The sequence below is a fragment of the Corynebacterium choanae genome (assembly GCF_003813965.1).
Taxonomy (GTDB): domain Bacteria; phylum Actinomycetota; class Actinomycetes; order Mycobacteriales; family Mycobacteriaceae; genus Corynebacterium; species Corynebacterium choanae.
Genome location: NZ_CP033896.1, coordinates 164508 through 188652, shown reverse-complemented (window position 1 = coordinate 188652; position 24145 = coordinate 164508). Strand labels below are relative to the sequence as shown.

18 protein-coding genes and 1 CRISPR repeat array are annotated in these 24145 nt (G+C 57.3%); of the genes, 5 read left to right on the top strand and 13 right to left on the bottom strand.

All coding sequences use genetic code 11. The annotated features are described in order from the left end of the window. The first annotated feature begins 39 nt into the window (after nucleotides 1-39). The 3 genes from CCHOA_RS00675 to CCHOA_RS00665 all read left to right on the top strand — a co-directional run bounded on the left by CCHOA_RS00675 (nucleotide 40) and on the right by CCHOA_RS00665 (nucleotide 2891). A complete protein-coding gene (locus CCHOA_RS00675) occupies nucleotides 40-1005 on the top strand; it encodes a FecCD family ABC transporter permease (RefSeq protein ID WP_245992207.1) in 966 nt (321 codons plus the stop codon). Further along, complete coding sequence (locus CCHOA_RS00670; protein WP_245992153.1) at nucleotides 1005-1970, top strand: heme ABC transporter ATP-binding protein; 966 nt, start codon at nucleotides 1005-1007, stop codon at nucleotides 1968-1970. Before CCHOA_RS00675 ends, CCHOA_RS00670 begins: the two co-directional genes overlap by 1 nt. Before the next feature lie 231 nt (nucleotides 1971-2201). After that, nucleotides 2202-2891, top strand: a complete 690-nt coding sequence (locus CCHOA_RS00665) for a biliverdin-producing heme oxygenase (protein ID WP_123925755.1) — start codon at nucleotides 2202-2204, stop codon at nucleotides 2889-2891. 322 nt (nucleotides 2892-3213) lie between these two features. Here CCHOA_RS00665 and CCHOA_RS00660 read toward each other — a convergent pair whose 3' ends face one another. From CCHOA_RS00660 to CCHOA_RS00650, 3 genes are all read right to left on the bottom strand, one after another. Continuing rightward, complete coding sequence (locus CCHOA_RS00660; protein WP_123925753.1) at nucleotides 3214-4665, bottom strand: HtaA domain-containing protein; 1452 nt, start codon at nucleotides 4663-4665, stop codon at nucleotides 3214-3216. A gap of 247 nt (nucleotides 4666-4912) precedes the next feature. Then, on the bottom strand, nucleotides 4913-6016 hold the full coding sequence (locus CCHOA_RS00655) for a heme/hemin ABC transporter substrate-binding protein (RefSeq protein ID WP_123925751.1): 1104 nt from the start codon (nucleotides 6014-6016) through the stop codon (nucleotides 4913-4915). A gap of 173 nt (nucleotides 6017-6189) precedes the next feature. Beyond that, complete coding sequence (locus tag CCHOA_RS00650; protein ID WP_123925749.1) at nucleotides 6190-8199, bottom strand: HtaA domain-containing protein; 2010 nt, start codon at nucleotides 8197-8199, stop codon at nucleotides 6190-6192. Between the two features lie 84 nt (nucleotides 8200-8283). Here CCHOA_RS00650 and CCHOA_RS00645 point away from each other — a divergent pair, with 84 nt between their 5' ends. Next, nucleotides 8284-8802 (top strand): hypothetical protein, encoded by a 519-nt coding sequence (locus tag CCHOA_RS00645; RefSeq protein WP_123925747.1) that lies wholly within the window; start codon nucleotides 8284-8286, stop codon nucleotides 8800-8802. A gap of 155 nt (nucleotides 8803-8957) precedes the next feature. Further along, nucleotides 8958-9359: a DUF3054 domain-containing protein gene (locus CCHOA_RS00640; protein WP_123925745.1), complete on the top strand. Its 402-nt coding sequence runs from the start codon at nucleotides 8958-8960 to the stop codon at nucleotides 9357-9359. A 115-nt stretch (nucleotides 9360-9474) separates the two neighbouring features. On the opposite strand, the gene CCHOA_RS00635 is transcribed toward CCHOA_RS00640, so the two are convergent. The 10 genes from CCHOA_RS00635 to cas3 all read right to left on the bottom strand — a co-directional run bounded on the left by CCHOA_RS00635 (nucleotide 9475) and on the right by cas3 (nucleotide 23875). Then, nucleotides 9475-10665 carry a TDT family transporter gene (locus tag CCHOA_RS00635; protein ID WP_206425803.1) on the bottom strand — a complete coding sequence of 397 codons (1191 nt, stop codon included), beginning with the start codon at nucleotides 10663-10665 and terminating at the stop codon, nucleotides 9475-9477. A gap of 155 nt (nucleotides 10666-10820) precedes the next feature. Continuing rightward, the gene (locus CCHOA_RS00630) at nucleotides 10821-12365 is read right to left on the bottom strand and encodes an acyl-CoA carboxylase subunit beta (RefSeq protein WP_123925743.1); all 1545 of its coding nucleotides are present in this window, start codon (nucleotides 12363-12365) and stop codon (nucleotides 10821-10823) included. An 850-nt stretch (nucleotides 12366-13215) separates the two neighbouring features. Further along, nucleotides 13216-14771: direct repeats of the CRISPR family, unit length 29 nt; unit sequence GGGATCATCCCCGCTCGCGCGGGGAACAC. Between the two features lie 44 nt (nucleotides 14772-14815). Continuing rightward, on the bottom strand, nucleotides 14816-15166 hold the full coding sequence (gene cas2e / locus CCHOA_RS00625) for a type I-E CRISPR-associated endoribonuclease Cas2e (protein WP_342769449.1): 351 nt from the start codon (nucleotides 15164-15166) through the stop codon (nucleotides 14816-14818). 13 nt (nucleotides 15167-15179) lie between these two features. Next, complete coding sequence (gene cas1e / locus CCHOA_RS00620; RefSeq protein ID WP_123925739.1) at nucleotides 15180-16124, bottom strand: type I-E CRISPR-associated endonuclease Cas1e; 945 nt, start codon at nucleotides 16122-16124, stop codon at nucleotides 15180-15182. Then, on the bottom strand, nucleotides 16124-16777 hold the full coding sequence (gene cas6e / locus CCHOA_RS00615) for a type I-E CRISPR-associated protein Cas6/Cse3/CasE (protein WP_123925737.1): 654 nt from the start codon (nucleotides 16775-16777) through the stop codon (nucleotides 16124-16126). The genes cas1e and cas6e overlap by 1 nt, the downstream gene beginning before the upstream one ends. Continuing rightward, nucleotides 16777-17478 carry a type I-E CRISPR-associated protein Cas5/CasD gene (gene cas5e, locus CCHOA_RS00610; protein ID WP_123925735.1) on the bottom strand — a complete coding sequence of 234 codons (702 nt, stop codon included), beginning with the start codon at nucleotides 17476-17478 and terminating at the stop codon, nucleotides 16777-16779. Before cas5e ends, cas6e begins: the two co-directional genes overlap by 1 nt. Before the next feature lies 1 nt (nucleotide 17479). After that, complete coding sequence (gene cas7e, locus CCHOA_RS00605; RefSeq protein ID WP_123925733.1) at nucleotides 17480-18580, bottom strand: type I-E CRISPR-associated protein Cas7/Cse4/CasC; 1101 nt, start codon at nucleotides 18578-18580, stop codon at nucleotides 17480-17482. Between the two features lie 32 nt (nucleotides 18581-18612). Then, complete coding sequence (gene casB, locus CCHOA_RS00600) at nucleotides 18613-19227, bottom strand: type I-E CRISPR-associated protein Cse2/CasB (RefSeq protein WP_164472331.1); 615 nt, start codon at nucleotides 19225-19227, stop codon at nucleotides 18613-18615. Further along, nucleotides 19211-20947 (bottom strand): type I-E CRISPR-associated protein Cse1/CasA, encoded by a 1737-nt coding sequence (casA, locus tag CCHOA_RS00595; protein WP_123925729.1) that lies wholly within the window; start codon nucleotides 20945-20947, stop codon nucleotides 19211-19213. Before casA ends, casB begins: the two co-directional genes overlap by 17 nt. 144 nt (nucleotides 20948-21091) lie before the next feature. Further along, complete coding sequence (gene cas3 / locus CCHOA_RS00590) at nucleotides 21092-23875, bottom strand: CRISPR-associated helicase Cas3' (RefSeq protein ID WP_123925727.1); 2784 nt, start codon at nucleotides 23873-23875, stop codon at nucleotides 21092-21094. Nucleotides 23876-24145 lie beyond the last annotated feature (270 nt).

Here is a 24145-nt window from a genome sequence, read left to right as displayed (position 1 = left end):
GCGGTAACCCTCCTTCTTGTTGTTGGGCTTCTTGCCAGCATGATTGCCAATATTGCTATTGGCCAGTACACACTGTCGCTGCCAGCGATTATCGAACAATTCCGGGTTATGTTCACCGGTGATGCGGCAAGTGATCCGACTGCATATGGTGTGCTATTTACTATTCGTTTGCCGCGGGTAGTGCTTGGCATGCTGGTTGGTGCGGCGTTGGCTGTTGCTGGTGCTGTATTGCAGGGGTTGCTCGCCAACCCGCTAGCCGAGCCCGGTGTCATTGGGGTGACCAGTGGCGCCGGGGTGGGGGCAGCAGCAGCGATTGTCTTTGGTTGGACGTTTCTTGGAATTGCTACGGTTCCATGTTGCGCGTTTATCGCCGGCATGTTCACCACTTGGCTGGTGTATCGTCTGGCGCGAGCTGATGGCACGGTGAAGATCACGAGCCTTATTTTGACTGGTATTGCGATTAACGCGGTCGGCGGCGCATTGATAAGTTTTCTGATTTTTGTTGCTTCTACCACTGCCCGGGAGCAGATTATTTTCTGGCAGATGGGCTCGTTGAATGGCGCAAAGTGGGAACAGGTGTATGCCGTGGTTGTCCCGATTGTGGCAGGATGCGCAGTTGCGTGCTGGATAGCGCCGCAGCTTGATGTGCTTGCCCTTGGGGAGCGTGCCGCCCGCCATGCTGGTGTGCATGTCACCCGGTTACGCCCTCTCGTGGTGGCGTTAGCGACTGCGCTTGCCGCCGCAGCGGTGAGCTTTGCGGGGATTATTGGTTTTATCGGGTTGATTGTGCCGCATATTTTGCGGCAAGCCTTAGGACCGACTCACACCTGGCTGGTGCCGTTGAGTGCGGTGGGCGGGGCAGTGTTAGTGACTGCTGCTGACTTGCTGGCGCGCACCATGATCGCCTATGCGGAGCTTCCCATTGGGATGCTCACCGCGATCGTTGGCGGTCCGGTGTTTTTCTGGTTGCTGCGACGGAATCTGGCTGTGGGAGGGGTGCGCTGATGGCTGCCCGAAACTGGGTGAGGAAACGCCGCCCCGTCGGTGCGATGGAATCTGGTGCCGTAGCACCTCAGCAAGGGCAAGCCTGTAGCCAAACCCCTGCTGCCGTGGCAGGGTCACCTTCGCTGGCTGCCGCCGGAGTTGAGTCGGATGCGGGCGTCAGTTCGCTTGATGCTCCTGCGGTGCTGGAGGTTTCCGATCTTGCTGTGGCGGTAGGACCTGCGAAGCGTCGCCGCATTATTGTGCAGGATGTGTCGTTTCACCTGTCCCCCGGTGAAGTAGTGGGTTTGATTGGCCCGAATGGGGCGGGGAAATCCACGTTGCTCGCGGCATTGAGTGGCGATATTGCACCGGCGGCCGGTGCCATCCGCTATGGTGGTCGGCCTCTGGCTGGGTTGAGTGATCGGCTCGCCGCGCAGCATCGGGCGGTCATGCTGCAGGACACTTCGGTGGCGTTTAGCTACACCGTCGAGGATGTCGTGCGCATGGGACGTAGCGCGTGGCCGAATGAACCGGCAGGTGATGATTCGATCGTGCATGAGGCGTTGCGCCAGGTTGAATTGCTTGACTATCGGGATCGGGACATTGCCACATTGTCCGGTGGGGAACGTGCACGGTGTGCATTTGCCCGGGTGATTGCGCAGGACACCAGGCTGCTGCTGCTCGACGAGCCGACTGCGGCAATGGATATTGGCCATAGTGAAAAGACGATGGCATTAGTGCGCAGTTTGGCTGCGCAGGGCAAGGCGGTGCTGATTGTGATGCATGATTTAGCGGCCGCGGCGAGGCATTGTGATCGGCTGATTTTGCTGGCTGAGCACACGGTGAAAGCTATCGGTAGCCCGCAAACGGTGTGTACCGCAGAGCATTTATCCGCTGCCTACCAGTGGCCGGTTGCTGTCCACGAGCATGCCGGCGACATTGTGATTCGGCCACAGCAGGCGCCTGCGCCACCCGTGGGCGGCTAGCGCTATCTGTTTACGCATCAGCCTTTCACCAGGCCTGGTTTATTGCGTTACCCGGATTGATGTGTGTGCTTTGCTCATCAATTCATCCTTAGCTGTATTAATCCATATAAAACAAAAGTTGGAGGTGTTGGGCAACCCTTTTTCCCCATATTCCAACCGCGGCACCCCGCCGCACACACCTCCCCCATCCACCCATCACCGTCCCCGGTGACTACGACAGGAGTTCCTTCCATGACCACCCCCACCCTGACCCTTGCCGAATCGTTGAAATGCTCCACCCAGCAAGCCCATAATCAGGCGGAACATTCCACCTTTATGACCGACCTGCTCGAGGGGCGGCTGCCCGTGGCAGCATTTATCGCCCTGCAGCAGCAGTCACTGCTGGTCTATTCCGCGTTGGAAACAGCACTTGATCACTTTGCTGATGACCCCCGGCTAGCCACACTTGGTGATCGTCGCCTCGACAGGGCTTCGCGTCTACGCGACGACCTGGCAGCACTCGGTGTTCGAGCAACTCAGGCGAATATCACCGCCCTGCCAGCGACTGCCGCCTATGTGGACAGTATCAATTCGTGTGTCACAAACAATGATCTGCTGGGGCTGCTGGCGCACCACTATGTCCGCTATCTTGGCGACTTGTCGGGCGGCCAGATTATTGCCCGGCGTATGATGAAATACCTCGCCCTGCCCGCCGAGGCATTGTCGTTCTATGATTTTTCTGAACTCGGCAAAATCAAACCATATAAGGATCGCTACCGGGAGGCACTCAGCGACCTTGGGGAGCGCCTCAGCGACGCGGAAACCCATCACATGGCGGCGGAAGCAACCCGCGCTTTTCACCACAACTTCGCACTGTTTAGTGAGCTTGGCGCCCAGTACCCGACCCCCGCGGCACCAGGTGAAACCCCTGATCTTCACTAGTAGCCGCACCTGATGGGTTGGCGCGCCTAACATCCCCGAAGCCTTGCAGGCATGGCATCACGGGTGCCCACACAGGATGCGATGACAATGCCTGAAGTGACGGCAATTCCTACGGCGCAAGGCCGATATTCGCGGCGTCGACGAGGCGTTGTTGCCGCCGCGGAAAACAACCACAACAGCAGCACCATCAGATTTTTGTGCACAGCACAGCACCACCACCTAATCCAGGTTAGGTGGTGGTGCTGTGTGTTTGTCTGCCGAGTTTTCTCCCGCGTGCAGCCCCGGTTCCAGGGCTTTACGGTTCAAAACTACTGCCGCGACCCTAGCGGGGCAGCCCTGGCAGTGGTGGCAGATTGTTGAGAATCTGGGCGGCGAATGGGGTTTGGCTGATAATCCACACCAGCAGAGCACCTACCCCGGCAAGACCCAGGACGCCAAGAATTGCGGCGTAACCATTCGAAGAGGATTCCTGCTTGTCAGCAGAGGTGTTACCACTATTGTCAGAGGTTTCTGGCTGGTTTTGTGGCTGCTCCGGCTGGGCGGGAGTTTCCGGGGTTGCGTCCACAAACTGCAGCGGGATTGCCATCTCCCAGGATGGTTCAACAGCGCCGCCGCCGGCGTAGGTGTAGATCCCATAGTTGCCGCTGTCTGCCAGCTTGTCAGCGGCCTCTTTCGACACCTGCAGCTGCGCAGTAAAGGTGCCGGCAGGGGTGAGTTCAACCGCGCCGCGGGCTGCCCCACCGACCAGTTGCATGTCTTCCTGGTGCACAGCCCACTTCACGTCAGCGGTTGGGCGGGCATCCCGACCAGCCCCAGCAGAAGGCTTCCACTCGTCGGCGAAGCGACCGAAGGCGATATAGAGGCCTGCGTTTTTACCAGCTAGTGGCGGACGGGATGCCAACACTTCCTTGGTGAAACCAGTACCGGTGACGGTCACCACATGGGTGCCGTCGGCGGTGAGCTGTGGTGCAGAGTAAGCAAGCTGCGGGGTGGCTGCCGGCTGTTCCGGGTTACTTGGCTGGCTCGGATTTGTCGGCTGCTCAGGGGTTTCTGGTGTGTCAGGCTGTTCTGGTTGCTCCGGTGCAGGACAGGTTTTGTGCAACACTGCCGCTACTGCCAGCGGCGCCATCTCGTCGCCTGCTTTGTAGAAGTTACCGAAGGCGAAGCGACCTTCTTCGGTGAGGGCACCGGCGCCGGTGGAGTTGATAGTGAATTGCTCCCCATCAATGGTGGGGCGATCCATCGTCCAGGTCACCAGGGTTACTGCCTTGCGCTGTTCAACCGGGCTTGCGGTATGGGTGTCTTCCATTGGGCGGGAGGCAACATCGGCAACCAGTGCTGCGTTTGCCCCGTCAATGGTCAGCCGCAGATTGCTGAGCTTGGTGTCAAGGATCCAATCCTCCGAGTCGGCTTGCTTGTGGCCGAGTGCATGAATCGCACCGTCGACAGTAAGCTGCAGTTTCGATCCGTCGAGTTCGGCTTTCGTGGCACGATATTCGATCTTGGTGTCTTTTCGTTCCCCAGTCACCGTGATGTCACCTTCGCCGGTGAGGCTGCCCCGGGCGATAGGGCCGGTGATGTAGTTGACATAGGACTCGCGAATATTCCACACAAAATTCGCAGCTTGTACGCTGCTGATTTGCTGTTCCGCGCTGCAAGTCGCAGCTTCCGCCGCGGTGGCAGCAGGGGTGGCCGCCAGGCTGGTGGCCAGGGCAGTTGCGGTTGCTACTGCCACAAGTGCCCGGGTAAAGGGGCGAATCTGGGGTGTGCGCATAGGGAATGTTCCTTCGGATGAGATGATAAGAAGCTGACTTCTGTGCTGTTTGCTACAAAGCAGCGAGTGGTGCACTGGTGATCTGTGCCAACGGGCATGACGCGACGCGCAGCCATCCCGCAGGTGTCCGTCGCTGCCGCACCTGTGGGGGCGGCCGGGGCGGTTGAGACATGAGCAATACTCCAAATCGTGTCGCTGCCGGCACCGTCACCATCGCAATGGGCTGCATGCCAGAACATGGTGAAAATTAGGAATCGGTGAGCGGCCCGTAGAGCGCTTGGGCAAAGGCAAGGAGCATCTCCCCGGTTTGCGGGCCGAAGCTTAACGCTTGCGAATCAGGAATGGCGACAATGCGCTGCTGCTGGCCGGCAGTGGTTTGGGCAATCCCCGGGCGGGCAAGTAGCCCCGGCACACCACCGGTGGATTCAAGTCCGGCACTCATCATCACAATGACTTCCGGGTTCAGCTTCACCAACGCTTCCGCATTCGCAGGAGTGGTATCGTTCAACCCTGCATCGGCCGCCGTGTCGTGGGCACCAACTGCGGAAAACAGGTCGGTGGTGCCCGCCTCAGGGCCTAAGATAAAGAACACTCCACCAGTGCCCCGGGCATAGATGAACGCTAAATCAAGTGGTGTGGCGGGGCTGACCGCACTAATTGCGGCAATCGCTTCGTCACGTTCCGCCTCGGCGCGGCGGGCAAGCTGCTCACCGGCTTCATTGACCCCCGTAATCCCGGCGATGGTGCGGATATCGTCACCGATACTGTCAATGGTGCGACTGGGTTGGATAACCACCACAGTGACCCCGGCGGCACGGATCTGATCGATTGCTTCCGCAGGACCGATGGAATGGTCAACGATCACCAGGGTGGGGTGCAGATTGAGAACCGCTTCAACGTTAATGTTGTGCCCGGCCTGGGTCACCACCGGCACGTCCTGCAGCAGCGGCTCAGTTGAGGAAACACTGCGACCAATAATGTGCTCGCCTAAGCCGAGACCCGCTAATGTGCGGGAGGTTGTACCGTACAGATCAAGCGGCAGGATGCGGCTGATATCGGTCACAGTGACTTCATAGCCATCCGCATCATTGAGCGACACCGGCAGGCTGACCGCCGGATCAGGAGTAATAGGGGTGACATCACCGACAAGTTTCGCGCTGCTTTCCCCACTGGTGGGATAGTTCCCTTTGGTCACCGTGGATTGGAACTCGGCGAGCGCGGCAGCAAACCCTGCACTGGGCTGCAGGGTGGTGGCCGATGCCAGCGCCGACGCAGTCGTCGCCGCCGACTGCGCACCAGGTTCACCAGACTCAGCACACCCTGCCAGCAGCAGGGCAGCAGCAGTGAACATCCCGGCAGTTATTTTGCAACGAGTAGTATGCGCACGGTTACGGAAGCGGCAAAACACGAAAAGGGTTCCTCTTCTTTAATTCTCTACAACACCGAAGTCATAATCTGGTGTTCTCAAGGTTCCAGCAGGGTCAACTTCGAGATATCTACAAAGCCTGTGCAACGGTGAACGGCCTAGCGCAGCTGTTCAAACCGGGCCATTCCCACACAGGCTGCTGCAGCAACCACGAACGCTATCGTGATCAACGCATACTGCCAGGGACTAAACCGACCGGGAACAGACGCAGCGGTGAGTGTGTCGGCACCGGCAGCTGCTGTGCTGCCCTGCGGGTTGGTGGTGTCGGCACTGTGGAAGGTGACCTTCCCGTCGCCGCGCTGCCCAAATGCACGACCAGTGCGCACATCCGTCCCGGATGCATCCTCCTGCCCGTCAAGCAGATCGAGCCCCTCTGCCGTACCGGCGGCGACTGTAGACCTTTCGGTGGTCGCAGCAGTCCCACTGTTACGACCTGCAGCAGCCTGCAGGGCACCAGCAGATGATCCGCCCGCCGCACCTGTGGCAGCACCAGTAAACACCCCGGTCGTACAGCTACTTCCCTCCCCCAGACGGGCTTGGAAACGAATCGGGTCGAGTGCGGTGCCGGGTTCATAAAAGTCCCCGAAGGCTTGGGCACCAACTTCGGTTAGATACACTTGCCCGCTGCCGCTGACAGCATCATCGCTGGTTTGCAGCTCATCGACGGCGATGGTCGCCAACACCACCCGGCCATAGTCCCGCGGATTCCCGGAAGTATCTTGGGAGGAAACTGTGGCAACAAGCTGCCCGGTGGAACCAGCAATCACCACCGCCGGATCACTGAGCCGCAAATCCAAAATGCCCCCATGGCCGCTGAACCGCACCTCGCCAGTGGTCGTCAGCGTGCCGCTGGACTGTGCCGGATCAAAAGATCCACCACTGCCCGCGAATTGGAACACGCCACCACGCTCACTGACCCCTGACAGCGACCAGGAACCCTTCGCAATCGAGCCGGTGATATAAGACCGGAAGGAAGTTTTCACCCCCCAGGCGATTGCCGACTGGGTAACCTGCTGACATTGCTGGCCATCGGCACCGCCCCCAGATTGGACTGCCGCCGGGGCAGCACCTGGCTGAGTGCTCCCCGATGATGTGCCAGGAACAGACGCCACCTGCGGGGTGCCACTGGCAGCTGCAGGCTGACCGGGCCTGACCGCCGATCCTTGTTCAGGCACTGCAGCCCCACTGCCACCTGGCGCCGATGCCCCACTAGCAGCACCAGGTTGCCGCAGATGCGGATTCTGCCGGGCAGTGATCTTGTCAATATTGTCAACGATCTTCAGCGAGTTCTCGATGGCACTATTGCCGGCCGAAAGATAGCTGTTGAGCAGACCTAACGCATCCAAACCGGGATGACCAGTATCCAAATCATATTTCGTACTCGCCGCAGTGGACCCGCCACTATTGCTGGCGGTAGGACGTTTCCCGCAGCGGGAATCAGCGCCGGTGACCTCGATAACAAGCGGATCCATCAGGGTGCCTGGCTCGTAGAAATCGGCAAACGCCGTAGCCCCCGCACTAGTGAGGCTAACCTCACCCTGATAGCTGCCGGTGCCCTGTAACGGTGCTGAAAAACGAACCGTCGCAAAATCGACTCGCTTACCGGAAACTGCAACCGGTTTACCCTCCGGATCCTGGGAGGTCACCTCCAGGGAAAGCATCGCCTCATCGGCGCGGGTGAAGGTAATAATCGGGGCGGTAAAGGTAGTGGCAAGTTTGCCACCATGGCCGCTGAACTGCACAGTTCCGCTACCGGCAAGTACACCCTCGTCCCCACCGGATTCCACATACGACTGCTTCAGCGGAAAACTGAACCCGGTAGCGGTTTGCTTTGCTGCCCCGCTGGTCGAATACGAGCCTTTCGCAATCGGACCGGTGACATATTTCAGGAAACTTTCCTTCACGCCCCAAGTCATTTCCCCGGAGATTGCAAGATACGGATCAGAACAGTCAGCTGCCGCAGCCACCGGAACCACAGCCCCTTCGCCTGCTATCGGCAACAACACGCCGCCGGCGACAAGGAGTGTTGTCGCCGTTGCCGCAAGTAAACGCCGCGACTGGTTGCTTACCTGTCGCTGTTTGGACGCCCGCGAAGGAGCACACACCATAGTCAACACCCCATATGATCCGTCAATGAAAATTTAGGCAAGGCTACTGTAACACCTACTTGATGGTTAGGGTAGTCTAACTTCATGTCTTTTCTTGGCGACGATGGTGTACCCGCACCGGTAAACAACCCCTATGCCGCCCTGCCAAAGGGCTTGAACCTCATCGAACGGCTGGTCACCGCCAGCGGCATGACACTTGCCGCGATAAGCATTGCCATGAACTCACTCACCGGTGTGGCAATCGGCTTCACTATCGCCGTCTTAGCCCTAATCATGATTAGCGCCCGCGCCGACCGGGTGTGGTGGCGCAGCATGCGCCGCATCCATCCCGAACTATTCCCCCCACACACCACCCCAGCACCCCGCAAACACACCATGCGGGCAGCGATCGTCTTTACCGCCACTTTAGGAATCGCCCTACTGCTCAGCGCGGTCACCCTGCCGACCCAAGTGCACAGTGTGCTCATCGCACTATTCGGCGCAGTGTCCCTCATCGGCATTTTTGCCGTGCTGCGCACCCCAGCAGCAGTCGATCATTCTTCCCCCCGTTCCACCTTTGCAACCAGCACCGAACCAGCAACCGATAGCAGCAACAAACCATAATCCCCACACAACTGGATCCAGCATCGCACTGACCTGGATTGTCGGATGGTACCGCGGCACCGACCCCGCCCACAGCACCGGTGCAAACCGATACAATCAGCCAGGTACATTCCATCCGCTTTGACCCAACTACGCAGGAAAGCTCTTCAAGCATCATGGCTACTGTGATCCACAACAACCCCTACCCGGCACGCATCGTGTTCTCCCTCGACGTGGTGAGCATCCTGCTCTTCGCCCTGCTTGCCCGGCTCGCGCACCGCTCAAGTTTGGGTTTTTCCATCTCTGGCTGGCTAGACACCGCCTGGCCATTTCTGCTCGGCGTGGTCATCAGTTGGGTGATTATCGCCGTCGCGAAACTCCGCCCCAGTGCAATCGCCCCAACCGGGATCATCGTGTGGCTCGTCACTGTGGCAACCGGCCTCACCATTTGGGGGCTGCGCCACGGCGCTATTCCCCACTGGTCGTTTATCCTTGTCGCCTCAACAGTCTCCGGGGTGCTGCTGCTCGGCTACCGGGCAGTGCTCGCCAAGAAAGCTCCCCGCAATCCCGCCTCATAGATAACGCCACAACCGGGCAGGATACAGCTACGCTGTACATTCTTCCGGCGGACAGGAATCTGCCACCGTGCAATGCAATATGTAATGCCTAAGTGGTAAACGTCCCCTACTGCTTTCACGCTGCTTGTTCCCGCCGCAGGTGGGCAATGACTGCCCATACCGATGCCAGCGCACTAATAGACCACGTCGTGCATAGCAGCAGCAACAATACGAAACTGATCCAATCCCACGCTGGATGGCCGCTGCCCCCGGCCAGCAGATGCGCCCCAAGACACAAGGTGCCAATAGGGAAGGTAGTCGCCCACCACCCTGGGCTAAACGGCATCCGTAAATACCAGCCACGCACCGTGGTATAGATTGCCCACGCCAGCAGCGGCACCCCCAGAGTTAACACCACCACCCCGTAATAATTCGCCATTTCCTGCAAGGCTGGCCGGATCGCCGGAATACTCAACAACTGTGCTTGGCTGGACAAAGCCTGTGCCGCGGCAGTGGACTGGCCAACAATACCAAGCGGAATACAAGAAGCGGCACTTGCCGCCAGCGGCAGCCGCGCCCGCCGCCACGCATGCTCATAGGCAACAATAAACACAGCCATACCAAGTGCCAAAGCCACAAAGAAACACCCCACCGAGACCGTGAGCATCACGATCTGTGCGGTCACGTTTGGCAGATGAGGCACCTGAATTGCCCCAGTCGTTGCCGACACGGTTGGCGGGACCAGCGGCAACCCCCACACCGGAGTTGGATCCCCAACATTGCCGCGCATCAACACTGCCGCAAAGCCGATTGCCGTAATCACCCCCAGCGTGGTGCCGATAAGCCACATCACCAAATCAATGTCATCAACAATGGACTGTGTGGCAGGAAAGAATGCAGGCAGCACCGTATAGGTTGCGGATCCAACCGCTAAATATCCCATCGCCACCATCCCCCAAGCCGGCGACATCGTTGGCTCACAAATCACCGGGCGGATAATTGCCGGATTCCGCACACAGCGCACCGCAAATGCCACGCTCAGCCCCACAAGCAGCACCCAGCCGATCACCAGCATCACCAGACTTAGCGGGGCAAACAACCCCACATGATGCTGATGGTTAAACAGCAACGTCGATAAGATTCCTGTACCCATCGTGGAACCAAACCACACCGGCCCTGCTGGGGGCACCTGTGACGGCGGCCGGGAAGGACGCCCAGTACGGTTGATTGTCGCCCCAGACAAAATCGACTCGGTGACGTTATCCCCATAGCCGTCACCGACGACAGAACCTGTGGACTGATCAGCATTCTTGTGCAGCTTGTTCACAAGGCATTATCGTAGCCCGCCGCGCATGAGCCGGCACCGATCACACCTAAATGGTGGAGAGCCACCTGCCAGGTGCAGGAACACTGCTCGGCCCAACGGAACCACCCCGCGTCCTGCGGGCGAGACATACCGCGCTTCAGGAAGCACACACAGCCCTACATCGGCATGATGGTGTGCTTCTTCGCTACTGGTTCGACCTGTTTCGTCGCCAATTGACGCAGCGCCTGCCGCAACGCGACCCGGGTATCCCGCGGTTCAATCATCGCATCGATAAAGCCACGCTCAGCAGCCACATACGGGCTCGTCATGTTCTCGTTGTAGAAGTTCAGCAGCATCTCACGCATAAACGGCCGCTGCGCTTCCGGAGTTGCCTCTAAACGCTTGGCAAACAGTGTTGCTTCCGCAGCGGCAGCACCCATCACCGCAACCTGTGCGGTCGGCCAAGCCAAGTTGATATCACCCGACAAATTCTTCGAACCCATCACCGCATATGCGCCACCGTAGGCTTTCCGCACAATAAGCGACACCTTCGGCACGGTAGCCTCAACCACGGCAAAACCAAGCTTGGCGCCACGGTGGATAAGCCCCACTTTTTCTTGGCTCACACCAGGGAGATAACCAGGCGTATCAACAACGAAGACCAAAGGGATATTGTAGGCATCACAGATGCGAATAAAGCGAGCCGCTTTATCGGCCGCATCAGCATCAATACAGCCCGCGAGTTGAATCGGCTGATTCGCAATCACCCCCACCGACTTGCCGTCAATATGGGTAAACCCGACGATCATATTCGGGGCGAAATCCTCCTGGATCTCCAAGAAATGCTCATCGTCGAAAATCTGCTCCAGCAGATCATGCATGTCATAGCCAGCATTGGAATCAGAGGGCATAAACGTATCTAATGCCCGATCCCGATCGGTTTCCTCATCGCTAGGGCTGACAAACACCGGCGGCTGTTCGAAACAGGAGGTCGGCAGCTGGTCGAGCAAATCCCGCACATACTCGAACGCTTCCTGCTCAGTGGCGGCAACATGCGACACGTTGCCGTTTTGCATCTGCTGCGGGGCGCCACCGAGTTCGTAAGAAGTGATCTCTTCACCGGTGACGGACTTAATCACGGCAGGACCGGTGACATACATTTCGGCGTCTTCCACCGCCACCACAAAGTCTGTTGTGACCGGGGCATACACTGCACCACCGGCACATTTCCCCAACATGATGGAAATCTGCGGGCTGCGACCCGATAGTGGCAGCTGCCGGCGAGCGATCTCGGAGTACATCGCAAGCGAGGTCACAGCATCCTGAATACGGGCACCACCCGAATCCTGGATACCGATGACTGGACAGCCCACCTTGATCGCCATATCCATGACTTCGCATACTTTGCGACCAAAGGCCTCCCCCACGCTGCCGCCATACACTGTCTTATCATGGGCATAAATTGCCACCGGGCGACCATCGATCCGACCATAACCGGTCACCACACCGTCACCGTATGGGGCGTCCGGTTCATCAGGGGTGCGACCCAAAGCACCGATCTCGACAAACGAACCTGCATCAAGCAGCGCTGCAATGCGCTGCCGCGGGGTTGAGCGCCCCTCCTGGTCACGCTTCGCCCGCGCCCGCTCACTTCCGGGATCAGCAGCTTTCGCAAGCCGCGCCCGCAAATCAGCTAACTTGCCAGCGGTTGTCGATTCCACGTGTTTCTACGCCTCGCGCTTCATATCAGTCAAAAAGAAAAACAACAGCAATAAACGGTGTGTGACAAGCCGGGCGGCGGCACACACCAACAGATACAGGCAATGGTACTCCCCCTGGGGTTTTGAGCACACACCGCCGCCATGATCCTATAACGAAACCATCAAGCAAGCGACCTCACGCGGCCATCAGCTGCCACACAGCGAACAAACTGCCGCCTATCTTGCTATCGAGTAGCCCTATCTACCTATCGACTTCCGCTTCGCAAATGTAACAGTGCCCCGGACAAAGACGTAGCAGTCACCGCACCAAACGTTCCAGTACCGATCGGTCAGTCGACAATTCGGTATGACCTCAGCTAGTCGGCTACAACCACATCGGTGACGAGCTGCTAAATATTCGAGGTCTTGACGAATTCTTTTACTTACCGTCTCCCGGTCGCTACGAATGGGAAAAAGATTATGCGAGGCATTTTTCGTGTCAGGGTTGCGGAAGATATCGGGGGCGCTCAGCGATCTGGCGTCCAGATATTCCCTTCCGGGCGAGGTCAATAATTAGTTTCAATGGCAGGCATAGATATTCTCACCATTGATCTTCCTTCGCGCGTTTGCGGTTTTCCTCGATAGTTGTGCAGCCGCTGGGGTGAGACGATACCGAGAACGTTCATGCAGTTCTCTATCAGTGGGGTTCTTTCGTCTCTCGCTGTAATGCGTGGATTAGGCGCTCGACGCGGGAAAGAGTTTGTCAAGTATGGCCTGGCACCTTCTGATAGGGGTAGCTCAGGTGTGGTGGGCAACATGACTCAACAAAAGCTTGCACTAAACACGTTGGGCAATGGTCGTGCAGTGGCCGGGGATCATCCCCGCTCGCGCGGGGAACACCCACCAGGCACGTCACCCCCCACCACCACGTGGGGATCATCCCCGCTCGCGCGGGGAACACACGTTGAGTATCCAGCGGCAGGTGACTTCAGAGGGATCATCCCCGCTCGCGCGGGGAACACGGTTTGGTCGGCCTGGACCAGGTGCCAGAAGTGGGATCATCCCCGCTCGCGCGGGGAACACTTGCCCGCTACTGCGGTTATCCAATCTGTGTGCGGATCATCCACGCTCGCGCGGGGAACACCAGCATGAGCGTGGTCTCCAAACCGCTGGCGAGGGATCATCCCCGCTCGCGCGGGGAACACGCCGCGTCCGGCTTCGTACAGCTCAGGGGCTTGGGATCATCCCCGCTCGCGCGGGGAACACTCCAGTTCTTCGATGGATATGGCGGGTGGTTCCGGATCATCCCCGCTCGCGCGGGGAACACGGTGGCTGTAGCGATCAGCGCCGCTTTACCAGCGGATCATCCCCGCTCGCGCGGGGAACACAGCGTCACCAGATTGTGCTCAAAATCATCGACGGGATCATCCCCGCTCGCGCGGGGAACACGGATGTTTTGGTATGGAGTATTCGGATCGGGTGGGATCATCCCCGCTCGCGCGGGGAACACCTGGTGATGACGGTGCTGGGGTTGTGGCGGCTGGGATCATCCCCGCTCGCTCGGGGAACACAAAGTGTCGGACGAGATGATCTCGGACGCGCCGGGATCATCCCCGCTCGCGCGGGGAACACGCCGTGAGCTTGAGCGGCGCGACAAGCGGGTACGGATCATTCCCGCTCGCGCGGGGAACACTTTAAAATGTTCCCCCGCGATGAGGGGGCGGTGGGATCATCCCCGCTCGCGCGGGGAACACCAAAGTGTCTGATGAGATGATCTCGGACGTGCCGGGATCATCCCCGCTCGCGCGGGGAACACAAATGAATAGCCTGGATGGTGACAAGGTTGATGGGATCATCCCCGCTCGCGCGGGGAACACGTTGCCGAGGGCGGTAAGAAGCCATATTTGCGGGGATCATCCCCGCTCGCGCGGGGAACACTGAGGGCTTGTTCGATATGCTTTTCTCTCATGGGGATCATCCCCGCTCGCGCGGGGAACACCCGTCGATTCCTGGATGGTGGGGGCGTGAGCAGGGATCATCCCCGCTCGCGCGGGGAACACAACAACGGCAACGAGGTGCTTTTGCACTTGTCGGGATCATCCCCGCTCGCGCGGGGAACACCATTTTCCACAATCTCTAACGTCGCCTGGTTCAGGATCATCCCCGCTCGCGCGGGGAACACAAACGGGGGCGGCGGAAAGCTGATTCCCTGCTGGGATCATCCCCGCTCGCGCGGGGAACACTAGGTGTTCGTGATCGTAAGGCGGGGGATACGTGGATCATCCCCGCTCGCGCGGGGAACACCTTGGCGAGCCGCAACTTGATGTAGTCCACCGGGGGATCATCCCCGCTCGCGCGGGGAACACCCGTGGCCGTCGGCTGCGTGAAAATACGGACAGGGATCATCCCCGCTCGCGCGGGGAACACAGTAAATAACCTGGGAATAGTATAACAGAAGTGGCATATTTTCTTCACTTACTCCGGTTTCGCCGTGCTCTTCGCATTTTGGAGGCTTTCGACCAACCCGACCGCATTATTTGTTTCTTCGTTGTACTCGGACGTCGAATAAGCGCTAGCCCCTCGTAGTCGACCACCTCCCAAGTAGTGCGATGAACTCGCACCTCAAATCCCGCTTCCTTCCGGGAGTCGGGATACACCAAGATGGCTCGCCCACCTGCGATTTCTGCAACGGTGATATCCCACAAAGCATCACGAATCCGAGCGTTCACCTTACCGACATAGACTCCGGGTTCGATCTCCATCAACCATCGGGTAAGGAAACCTCGCAAGCGTTGAGGACATGCTGTAACAACCAACGTCATCATCTGCTGTCTCTTAACCGTCCCCGTAATTAACACCACCGGCAATACTGCCGGTTTTACCATCCCATAGAGTGTTTTTATCGGTGGCAATGTCTTCCGACGAGACTTCGTCCGCTAACAGCAAGGTTTTGATGTCGTGGACGATCTGTTCGGCCAGACGCCGATCCCGGAATTGATCGCGTAATTCGTAACGCACTGCACGCCCGAGGTCCGATTCGTTCACCATTACATCCTCGAACTGCTTAGCGATGCGAAATGCCACGGGGATTGTGACCTGAGCTTTGTAGAGATCAGCGATGTCATACACAAAGCTTCGATCATGACCGCAATGGACGAATCCCAGCCCGGGCGCGCAACCCAATCCAACAATCACTGCATGCACCAGCCCGTATAGACAGCAATGGGCAGCCGACAACGCCTGGTTCACAATTGAACCGCCGGCAAAGTCTTGTGGATCGTATTCTCTACCATGCCACTCAACGTCGTACTCGGTAGCGCATTGCCGATAGATTTTCCTTACCCGCGCGCCTTCTTTCCCACGTAGTTGCTGCATGGTCAACGACGAAGTATCTTCCTCAGGGAATCGCATGGCGTACATCGCTCTTGCTACAGCAAGTCGTTGATTCCGGTTACTGCACAAGCGAGCTTGCTGAATAAGAAGGCGAGAGGATCGAGCGACACCACGCCCATGGGCGTAATAACGAGTTCCCGATTCCCCTACCCACATCACCGCACAGCCAGATTCACCGATCACCGTCATCGCCGGGTGCGTAACCCGTGTACCGGGTCCTAAGAGGATCACGCTGACTGCTGACACTGGGACATATGTCACCCCACTGTCATCGGTAGCAGTCAGCGCGCCCCCATCCCGACCGATAGTGCAATGCTCCAAATAGACGAAGGAAATTCGATCTTCCACACGGAGCAAATCCTTAGGTGAGATATTGATATTGGCCATCAGCTATCAGCAAGTGGCGCCAAGGTGAGCAGCCCGGCACCATACGCCTTCCCACGTCCGATACCGGTTGTGAGTGCTTGACGTAACCGATCTGGATCACAAACTTCCAAGGCGCCTTCAAACACTGCAGTTCGCAACGTGACCTTGTGGTGTTGTTTCCTGAATTGGTGATGATCTCGGCGAATGACTCGAACTGCCGGAACGGATTCCTCTAACTGCGGGAACTTCACACCGATGGTCTCCGCGCGATCAAGCAACCATTGCAATTGCTGTTTGGCGGTTACATGCCCAATCTTCTTTTTTCGTCCGTCCGGGAACGTCACCGTGTGGGTGGGATTAGCCGCCAGCCTAAACGCGTAGCGATTCCCAACCTGCAAGCTATCGAGCAACGGCTGGTAGGAACGTATTTTCCAGCTCTCCGCGTGCTGCCATCCAGCTTGTTCCTGGATATGTTCAAATGACGGACGTACCGGGCTCACCACGTAGAGCAGAGTGCGATCAGATAGGTGATCGACGCGCCAAAGCACTCGCCTGCCCGCAATCGCTTCTCGCGGAAACGCATCCATGACGGCACCATGCAGCTTTCCAGGAGAACTGAGCAGCATCTGTGTACCGCGCCGTCGTCGATTGAGCTCGACTACTGAAAAATACATTATTGTTCTCCTAGCAGCGCGAAGGGATCATGGGATTGTGCTGGCGTGTATCCGTCCGGATTTTCAACCGTAATTTCTTCGCGCGTGATACCACGCAGCTGGTACACACGATTGGACTGTTGAAAACTGACCGGTTGATCACGACAGTATTCTTCGGCAGCACCAGGTTGCGCATCGAGCGCGATGGTCAACCGCACCGAGGTTCGCTGTTTTTTGCGATACCACAGGGCAGCAGTCCACGGGGTCGTAGCCAGAGCGGTGCGCAGATCATGTTCCACCACTGGCAGGCCAATGCGGCTCCCTGGCGGACAGGATCGCCGTCCAAGAAAGAGCGGATACACCGGATGATTCACCGCATGAGCAAGCAGCTCGATTTGCTCGCGTGGCCCTTCCACACCGGCGACAAATTTATAGTCGGAGAGATAAAACCGCTCCGTGAGCGGCATTGCTTTACCGCTTCGCCAGTCGACCTCGGTTTGGAAACAGCGCTCGATGGCGCCAATCTGGTCGGTTCGCACTCCGAACCGCAATGCTGCGAGATCGGAAATATCTGCCTCCCGGGAGCGCCCCAACGCCGCTGCAAGCAAACCCACCACGCCACTTTTCGTTGGTTCAGTGCGGGTTTGACGCCGCACGAAACGACTCTCCGCACCCCACGCTTGCATTGGTGCATCAAGCTTGAGTAGCAATGTGGCTGACATATTAGGCCTCCGGCTGGTACACATGTGCACCAATTCGCTCGACGAGCTCCGGGAAACTCAGTTTTTCCGACCGCTCGGCGAGTACTGCTTCCAAATCACCAGTGGTAGCTCGATCAAGTGCCATGTAGAACGACTTCACCGGTGCCGTGCCAAACTGGGCATCGCCATCGATCGCATACTGAGCCAGCCGCAGTGCCGCGTTCCGCATCGTATTTCCATCGGCGGGAACGGCATCTTCAAAGCAGCTACCCAACTCGACTGGCTGGTCTTCGCGGATTTCGACCAAGACGAAATCTGGACGGGTGCGATTGGCAAAGGTATTCATCTTCCCGGTCGGCATACTCAAGGTGAACGCCTGAGCAAAAGCACGAATCGCCTCAGCTGACGCAGCGGGATCACCTAAATTCTGCTCGAGGCTGTCAACCGACACTGTGGCATACCGGTAGAGTACCGAGGATACGAACTCAATCGTGCCGATCATGCCCGCACCAGACTCGTCCGCACCGAGCTCATCATCAATCGCAGTGTAGTAATCAAAATCGGGTGTTGCGCGATGCACCGACAGCGCATGCTTCACCTGACAGGAAGCATCGACGTTGAGCTCCGGGGCGTCCGCGATCATCCGCCCGAACAGCGCAATATCCACGGCGCGGGCATTATCGATGGCTTTACGGACCTGAGCCTTTTTCACGTCCTCACCGTCAAGCAGCTGGATCGCGAGTTCGGCGAGATGATTAATCTCTTCACGGGCATAAAACATGAGATAGCCCGTTTGATCCGGGTTCTTCTTGTCCAGTTTGATTCCACCGAGCGCCACGATCTTTTTCGCGGCTTCAAAGGCATCTTCGGCGGTGCAGTCTTCCCGCAGCTCACAGATGCGTTCGGCGATAATCTTCGGCCCTTGCTTGGTACGAATACCGAGCCGCGATTCGTCAAGATAGCGGCCGAATTCCTGCCGTGTTGCTCGCTTCCAAGCTTGGCTGGATACGCGATGCCGCTCTACCCCACCAAATCGTGCCGACTTCGGCGAGCCGGTGTCGTCCCGGTTGATGTTCGATGGTGGCAAAAGCTGCAGGATATGGAAGTCCACATACGTGGTCATAATGATCACTCCTTCGAGTAAGTGTTTTTTCGTTACGGCGCTGGTTGTTCAGCGTCAACTGTGGGAAGGGCACGCGCATACATGTCGCGCGACCAAGCGAGGCGCACTTGTTGTTGTCCAGATTCAAAATGGAATCGGTAAAAATCGGCAGCAAGCAAGCCATAATCCAGCGGCACTTGTTCCGCGCGCATCTGGCTAATCAGCCCTTTGCAATGCCACATCAGCTCGTTCATCGATTGCGAAGTCACTGCAGTATTGAATCGGCGAACCAAGGGGCCGGTTTCGAAATCTGAAAGATTGCTTCTCACCGCTAAGGTGTGGACCGCTTGCCCGAAGCGAATATCTGCAACGTGCATGGGCTGTACCTGCGATTGTTGGTGGCGCGCGTAGAGATTTATCGCGGCCACAATCGATCGCTCAGCAAAATTGAGTTCGTCGCGAACACCGACTAGCTGTTCAGGTATCCCGGCGAAAGCGATGTTGGCAACGGTCGGCTGTAGCTCAACCAACGATTGCGATCGACGCATATTGGCAAGCTTCGCGCGAGCGGTAGAAGAATTAGCGAGTAGCTCCGCCTGGAGTTGGGAAACGCGCCTTCCAACATGGTTTTTCACCAATGCGGCCGCGTTGCTAGGTTGTTGGGACATCTTCCATCCCTGACCTTTCTTCATTGTCGGCGGAGTATGCCAGCAATGATGCAATAATGTTTTCGTATCGACGAAGTGCTGTACCAGCAGTAATCCTGGTTTTTCGCGCCTCATACCAGCGGCCAGCCCAAATGTGGGGTCCATAGCCACTGATTTGCCGACGGCCGATATCTCTGGCGAAGTCGCGCAGTTCGTCTTTCCAGGTGTTGAGCGCCGCTTCAGCAGTGGCAAAGTCGGTAAGGCTCAACAGCCAACTGCGATAGCGGGAATCAACCAGATGATAGAACTCATCTTCCACATCTGCTGTGTCGACTTCCCAATCACCGGAAGCTGCGAAGTGAATGTTTTTCTTCAACCGCTTCAGCGCTTCAAAGCATTCATCGACAAGTTCGACAGCATTGCGGGCAGCATCCCGCAGATCTGCACGCTGAGGGTCATAGAGCTTTGCCCCGATTGCCAACGAATCGGTGATGATATTGCTAAAGCTCGAGCTTTGCGCCCCATATTCCATGGAAACCTCAGCGACGCGCACCTGATCTAGCTGCTGTTCATCAAGGCAGTCTTCCCGCCACAGGGTGCCAAACCACTCAATGGTCTTTGCTGGTTTCACACTTGGAGTAAGCCCGCCATCCGCGAAGTTCGTTTTCACGCTGGTGGGCTTGCTGGTGACCAAGATTCCTTCCAGCGATCGCCACAGTGCACGTCCCGCAGTCGCAGCTTTAGGCATATACACCAAGCGCTTTGCCTTCCGCGACTGAGGATCGCTGTACCGCCAAGCCGTCATGAGCTCAACACCATCTTGAGCCGCGTATCCAATCGGATCGCCGTTGCAGATCAGTAACTCCTCAACCTGTTGCTCATCCCAGAACAGGCGGATTCGGCGCTGCGGCCAGCACAATAACTCCACCGGTCCGTACGCCGGCGTGCGTTCAGGGTTTGCCCGATTGAACCTGGCTTCTTCCCTGGCAGCGGCGCTAAGGTCATCAAGCTCCCAATAGGGGAGATCACGGTCGATAGCTTCACGGGACAACAATTCAGGGCGGTGTGCCACAAAGTTCAACAACAGTGTTTGCTTGAGGTTGCTTCCGTGCAATGTGATGCCGCCAAGCCACCCCGACCAGCCGATACCGATAGGGTAACCGCGTCCGGACTTCACCCGCTTGTCACCGACTGCTCCTGACTTGATCCCGGAAAAATCGTAAGCCTGACAGTGGATTACTGCCCTGGCAGCCTCGGCTGCGGTGAGTGAATCAGCGCTACGCAACGCAAACAGCCCGGAGACGTCCGGCAAGATGATAGAAACCGGTTTGTATTCACCCTTAGCTGTCGTCAACGTTGCGACCTGCCCAAACGGATGGGTTGGATGCCGCAGATCAAAGCGATCTGCGTGTTGATCAAGGTAGTTCGCTACCTCTGGGGTGAGAAGACTGTCCCCGTCCCATAATTGCTGCCACAAATCCAACGCAGTATCTAAGTCCGCATATTGCTCTTTCGCATACGCCCGATAGAAAATTGCAAGCAGCATTCGCAGAATCGCGAAGTTTACTGTTTCTAATGGATCTGACAATCGTTGATACCGCTGCGCATCCGCAAAAAGGGTACGGATGCTCACTTCATGCTCTTGACCTGCAAGATCAAGAACAGGAATCCACGGTTTTTCAAGCAAGTCGAACGGTTTGGGTTGTTCAGCTTGCTCAACACTGATATTCATCGTCGTCATTCTTCTCTCCCTCCTTTCTGGATTGATTCCGTCGTTGTCGATTTGGTGGCAATGATTCTCTGAGCGCTATGCAGTTGGCGCGGCAGCCTTGGTCGATGCCGCACACCTTGCCACCGATTGCCGTACCCGCTCGGTGGTGATTTATTACTCATCATGATTGATCCGCTCCACCAGTAACCCAAGCGCATAGTCGTATCGGAACATGATGGCACCGTGGACGCTGCTGAAATCTTCATCGAGGATGAGGGGCAATTGACCAGCCAACCACGCCGATTGCTGCCAACTTTCCAGACCATCAGACTCGAGCTGGTAAAGCAGCTCATCGCTGACGATCCAGCCGGGCAGCCGTACAGTGCAGCTAGCGAGTCGTCGTGCGTGTTCCTCGGTAAGGCCAGCCACCTCATCGAGAGGAATATCTGCAAGTTCAGTGACGTGATCCAAGGCGTAGATACGGCCAGCCTGTCGACGCACGACGATCACTTCGACTGCGGCATCGGCGTCGCGAACTTGTGCACCTGCAGCTGCTTCATCCGCGGGGATATTGAGTCGATTAAACGACGTCGAAAGCGGTTGAGTGGGTGGATCGATACAGAATCTCGCCGATTCCATCGCTTGACGAGTCTCGAATCGCTGCTCCGCAGCGGAAGCTCTTTCGACTGCGCTCGACCAACCTTCAGGAATGATCGGCGCTGTATAGGTTCGATACATCAGCTGCTCAACATCTTCTGGAATTTGCACTACTTCCCCGCTAGCGCTCAGCTGCTCGTGCAAGGTAGCTAGCGTATGAAGAAGCGGCAAACGGCGATATACCTGGACGATCCCCCGTGCAATGTCACCGGGCTGCGCAACAGAAGTAGGCGTCAGCAAACCAGTAATGAAGATCGTGGGGGTGCGGAAGGCTTCCGGTCGTACGGCGTGATTACTGGGATGCCGATGCAGCCGACCAATGCGTTGCAGCAGAAGGTCTGTTGGTGCAAGATCACTGACCAACACATCAAAGTCTAAATCCAGACCCTGCTCCAGGATTTGCGTGGCGATCACAAGCAACCGCTTCGGCCGCTGAGTCGCGTCCCTGCCGAGCTTCTGAACAATCGTTGTCTCGATTGATGCTCGTTGATCAGCAAGAAATCGGGAATGCAGCAAGAGCACTGGAGTGCCATCAGCAAGCACCCGTGAATCTGTCGTGATGCGGCTATATAACTGCTGCGCCCGACCAACCGTGTCGCAAATGACGCCGATACAGCCACCGATGCGCGACAGTTCAATGACATGCTCAGCAATATCATCCTGGTCACCAACGAAGAATTTGACGGAAACGGTTTTCGATGCGCCCGCCAGTGGAATAACTGTAGTTTTCGGTACATCACAGTCACGGGAAACACTGGTCACCCGCGGATAGCCGTGAACCGGGGTCGCCACCGTGGGTTGTTGAAGCAGCCCTTTAGCTCCAGCAAGATAAGCCCCGCACAATGCGTCGCGCTGCGCCACCGGCAATGTTGCCGACAGGGCGATGACATTGACCCCATACGCACCCAGCCACCACAGCATTCTGGTGAGATATGTATTCATCCAGGTATCGGCGGCATGCACCTCATCGATGATCACGACTTTTCCTGCCAGTCCAAGATGCCGCAGGACGAGATGTTTAGAACTCAAAGCCGCAAAGAGTAGCTGATCGATAGTTCCTACGACCACCGATCCCAAAAGCGCGGTTTTGCGTCCTCGCACCCATTTGGGCGCTTCAATAGTTATGCCACCCGACTGCAGGCCTGTACCTGGCTCATCAAAGATACTCCGGGGTTGCGCCTGGAAATACCGGTTCCGAAAGAGCGAGACATACTGCTCGTTAAACGCCGACTTTCCGTGCGCAAGCAGCATCGACACAACTGAACTTGATGAAGCATTACTGCGCTCGAGCCAATCGCGCACCCGCTGGAACATTGCGTCAGCATTCACCCTGGTAGGTTGCGCAAAGAAGATGCCATTAGCGCCATGGTTAGCCGCGAGTTCCCGGGCGGCAAGCAACGCAGCTTCTGTTTTCCCGCTCCCAGTCTCGCTCTCGACAATGATCAACGACGGCGCTTCGCAATCAGATGCCATCTGCACAACGGCTGTTTGCATCGCGTTCATCTCTGCCGTGGCGGGCAGGTCGAACTGGTCTGCAAACGTGGTTAATCCAGCTGAGCGTTCCGGTTGCCACGGATGTCCAATATCGATTCGCGAAAGCGCCCGCTCCAAACGATCCTGTTCAGGCAGATTGTCATACGGGAACAACTGCTCGTCGGAAGCAATCCAGTCGGTAGCAATCAACAAGCCCGTCAGCACAGCCTGTTTGTCAGGCGACCAAGTCAACTGAGCGAAAGAATCGATATCAGTTTGCGTGATGTCAAAATGGGCAGCCATCTCGTCTAAGTAAGCAAACCGTGCTTGCGCCCATTGCGGCGCCTGGACACCGAGTACTCGACGTGTGGCTAACAACTGATCTGGATTCGGGAAGACACCGTGATGTCCGCCGAGAATCTGCTCCCAACCGCGGCGCGCTTGTCGACCAAGCTTCACCGTCGCCCGAGCCTTGAGCCAGTCGGTAAAACTGAGTGCGCTCACTGCTGCATGCGGCGCATCACGATGATCAGCTTGACTGACATGACCGAGCCGATACGACGAGTCGAGCCGGGCCGCAAGCTCTGGAACCTTCGCTTGGAAGTGACTAATTTTGCCTAAATCATGAGCAAACCCCAGGGTGGTCAGCAGCTTCGGCAACGAGGCAGGTGCCACGGCTTGCTCGAGTTGACGCATCGTCGATGTCGACACAAATACGCTGGCCACATGAGGCATGAGATTTGCGGTGTCGATCCCGTGTTGAAACAGGGACAGATACTGCCCTGTGGCTGGGGCAAACTTTGCCCAGAACGACTGCACATCAACCACGATCTCACACCTCCTTCAGCGTTCATTTGGATTTGGGAGCTTGCTGCATGTCGAGCGCGACCATGCCGTTGCTTGTCTCTATTACACGTTCATTATCACTAGACCGTTCTTCAAATTCAAGGAAACTACGACGAAAGTGACCCAATTCACCCCTCCCGGCTCCGGCTCTGGTCGGGTGCCGACTCAAGCTCGGTAGGTGATTCAGCGCTGACCACGCGCGCCTTTGCAGCCCGAACACCATACATCTAGTCCTTATTCGGTAGGATCAGT

Coding starts and splice junctions, on each gene's coding strand:
- cas7e (WP_123925733.1), bottom strand. CDS start 18,580: ATGACCACGTATGTGGACTTCCATATCCTGCAGCTTTTGCCACCATCG.
- CCHOA_RS00640 (WP_123925745.1), top strand. CDS start 8,958: ATGGCTACTGTGATCCACAACAACCCCTACCCGGCACGCATCGTGTTC.
- CCHOA_RS00675 (WP_245992207.1), top strand. CDS start 40: ATGATTGCCAATATTGCTATTGGCCAGTACACACTGTCGCTGCCAGCG.
- CCHOA_RS00650 (WP_123925749.1), bottom strand. CDS start 8,199: ATGGTGTGTGCTCCTTCGCGGGCGTCCAAACAGCGACAGGTAAGCAAC.
- casB (WP_164472331.1), bottom strand. CDS start 19,227: ATGTCCCAACAACCTAGCAACGCGGCCGCATTGGTGAAAAACCATGTT.
- CCHOA_RS00660 (WP_123925753.1), bottom strand. CDS start 4,665: ATGCGCACACCCCAGATTCGCCCCTTTACCCGGGCACTTGTGGCAGTA.
- CCHOA_RS00665 (WP_123925755.1), top strand. CDS start 2,202: ATGACCACCCCCACCCTGACCCTTGCCGAATCGTTGAAATGCTCCACC.
- CCHOA_RS00655 (WP_123925751.1), bottom strand. CDS start 6,016: ATGTTCACTGCTGCTGCCCTGCTGCTGGCAGGGTGTGCTGAGTCTGGT.
- cas1e (WP_123925739.1), bottom strand. CDS start 16,124: ATGGCCAATATCAATATCTCACCTAAGGATTTGCTCCGTGTGGAAGAT.
- casA (WP_123925729.1), bottom strand. CDS start 20,947: ATGACGACGATGAATATCAGTGTTGAGCAAGCTGAACAACCCAAACCG.
- CCHOA_RS00670 (WP_245992153.1), top strand. CDS start 1,005: ATGGCTGCCCGAAACTGGGTGAGGAAACGCCGCCCCGTCGGTGCGATG.
- CCHOA_RS00645 (WP_123925747.1), top strand. CDS start 8,284: ATGTCTTTTCTTGGCGACGATGGTGTACCCGCACCGGTAAACAACCCC.
- cas2e (WP_342769449.1), bottom strand. CDS start 15,166: ATGACGTTGGTTGTTACAGCATGTCCTCAACGCTTGCGAGGTTTCCTT.
- cas5e (WP_123925735.1), bottom strand. CDS start 17,478: ATGTCAGCCACATTGCTACTCAAGCTTGATGCACCAATGCAAGCGTGG.
- cas6e (WP_123925737.1), bottom strand. CDS start 16,777: ATGTATTTTTCAGTAGTCGAGCTCAATCGACGACGGCGCGGTACACAG.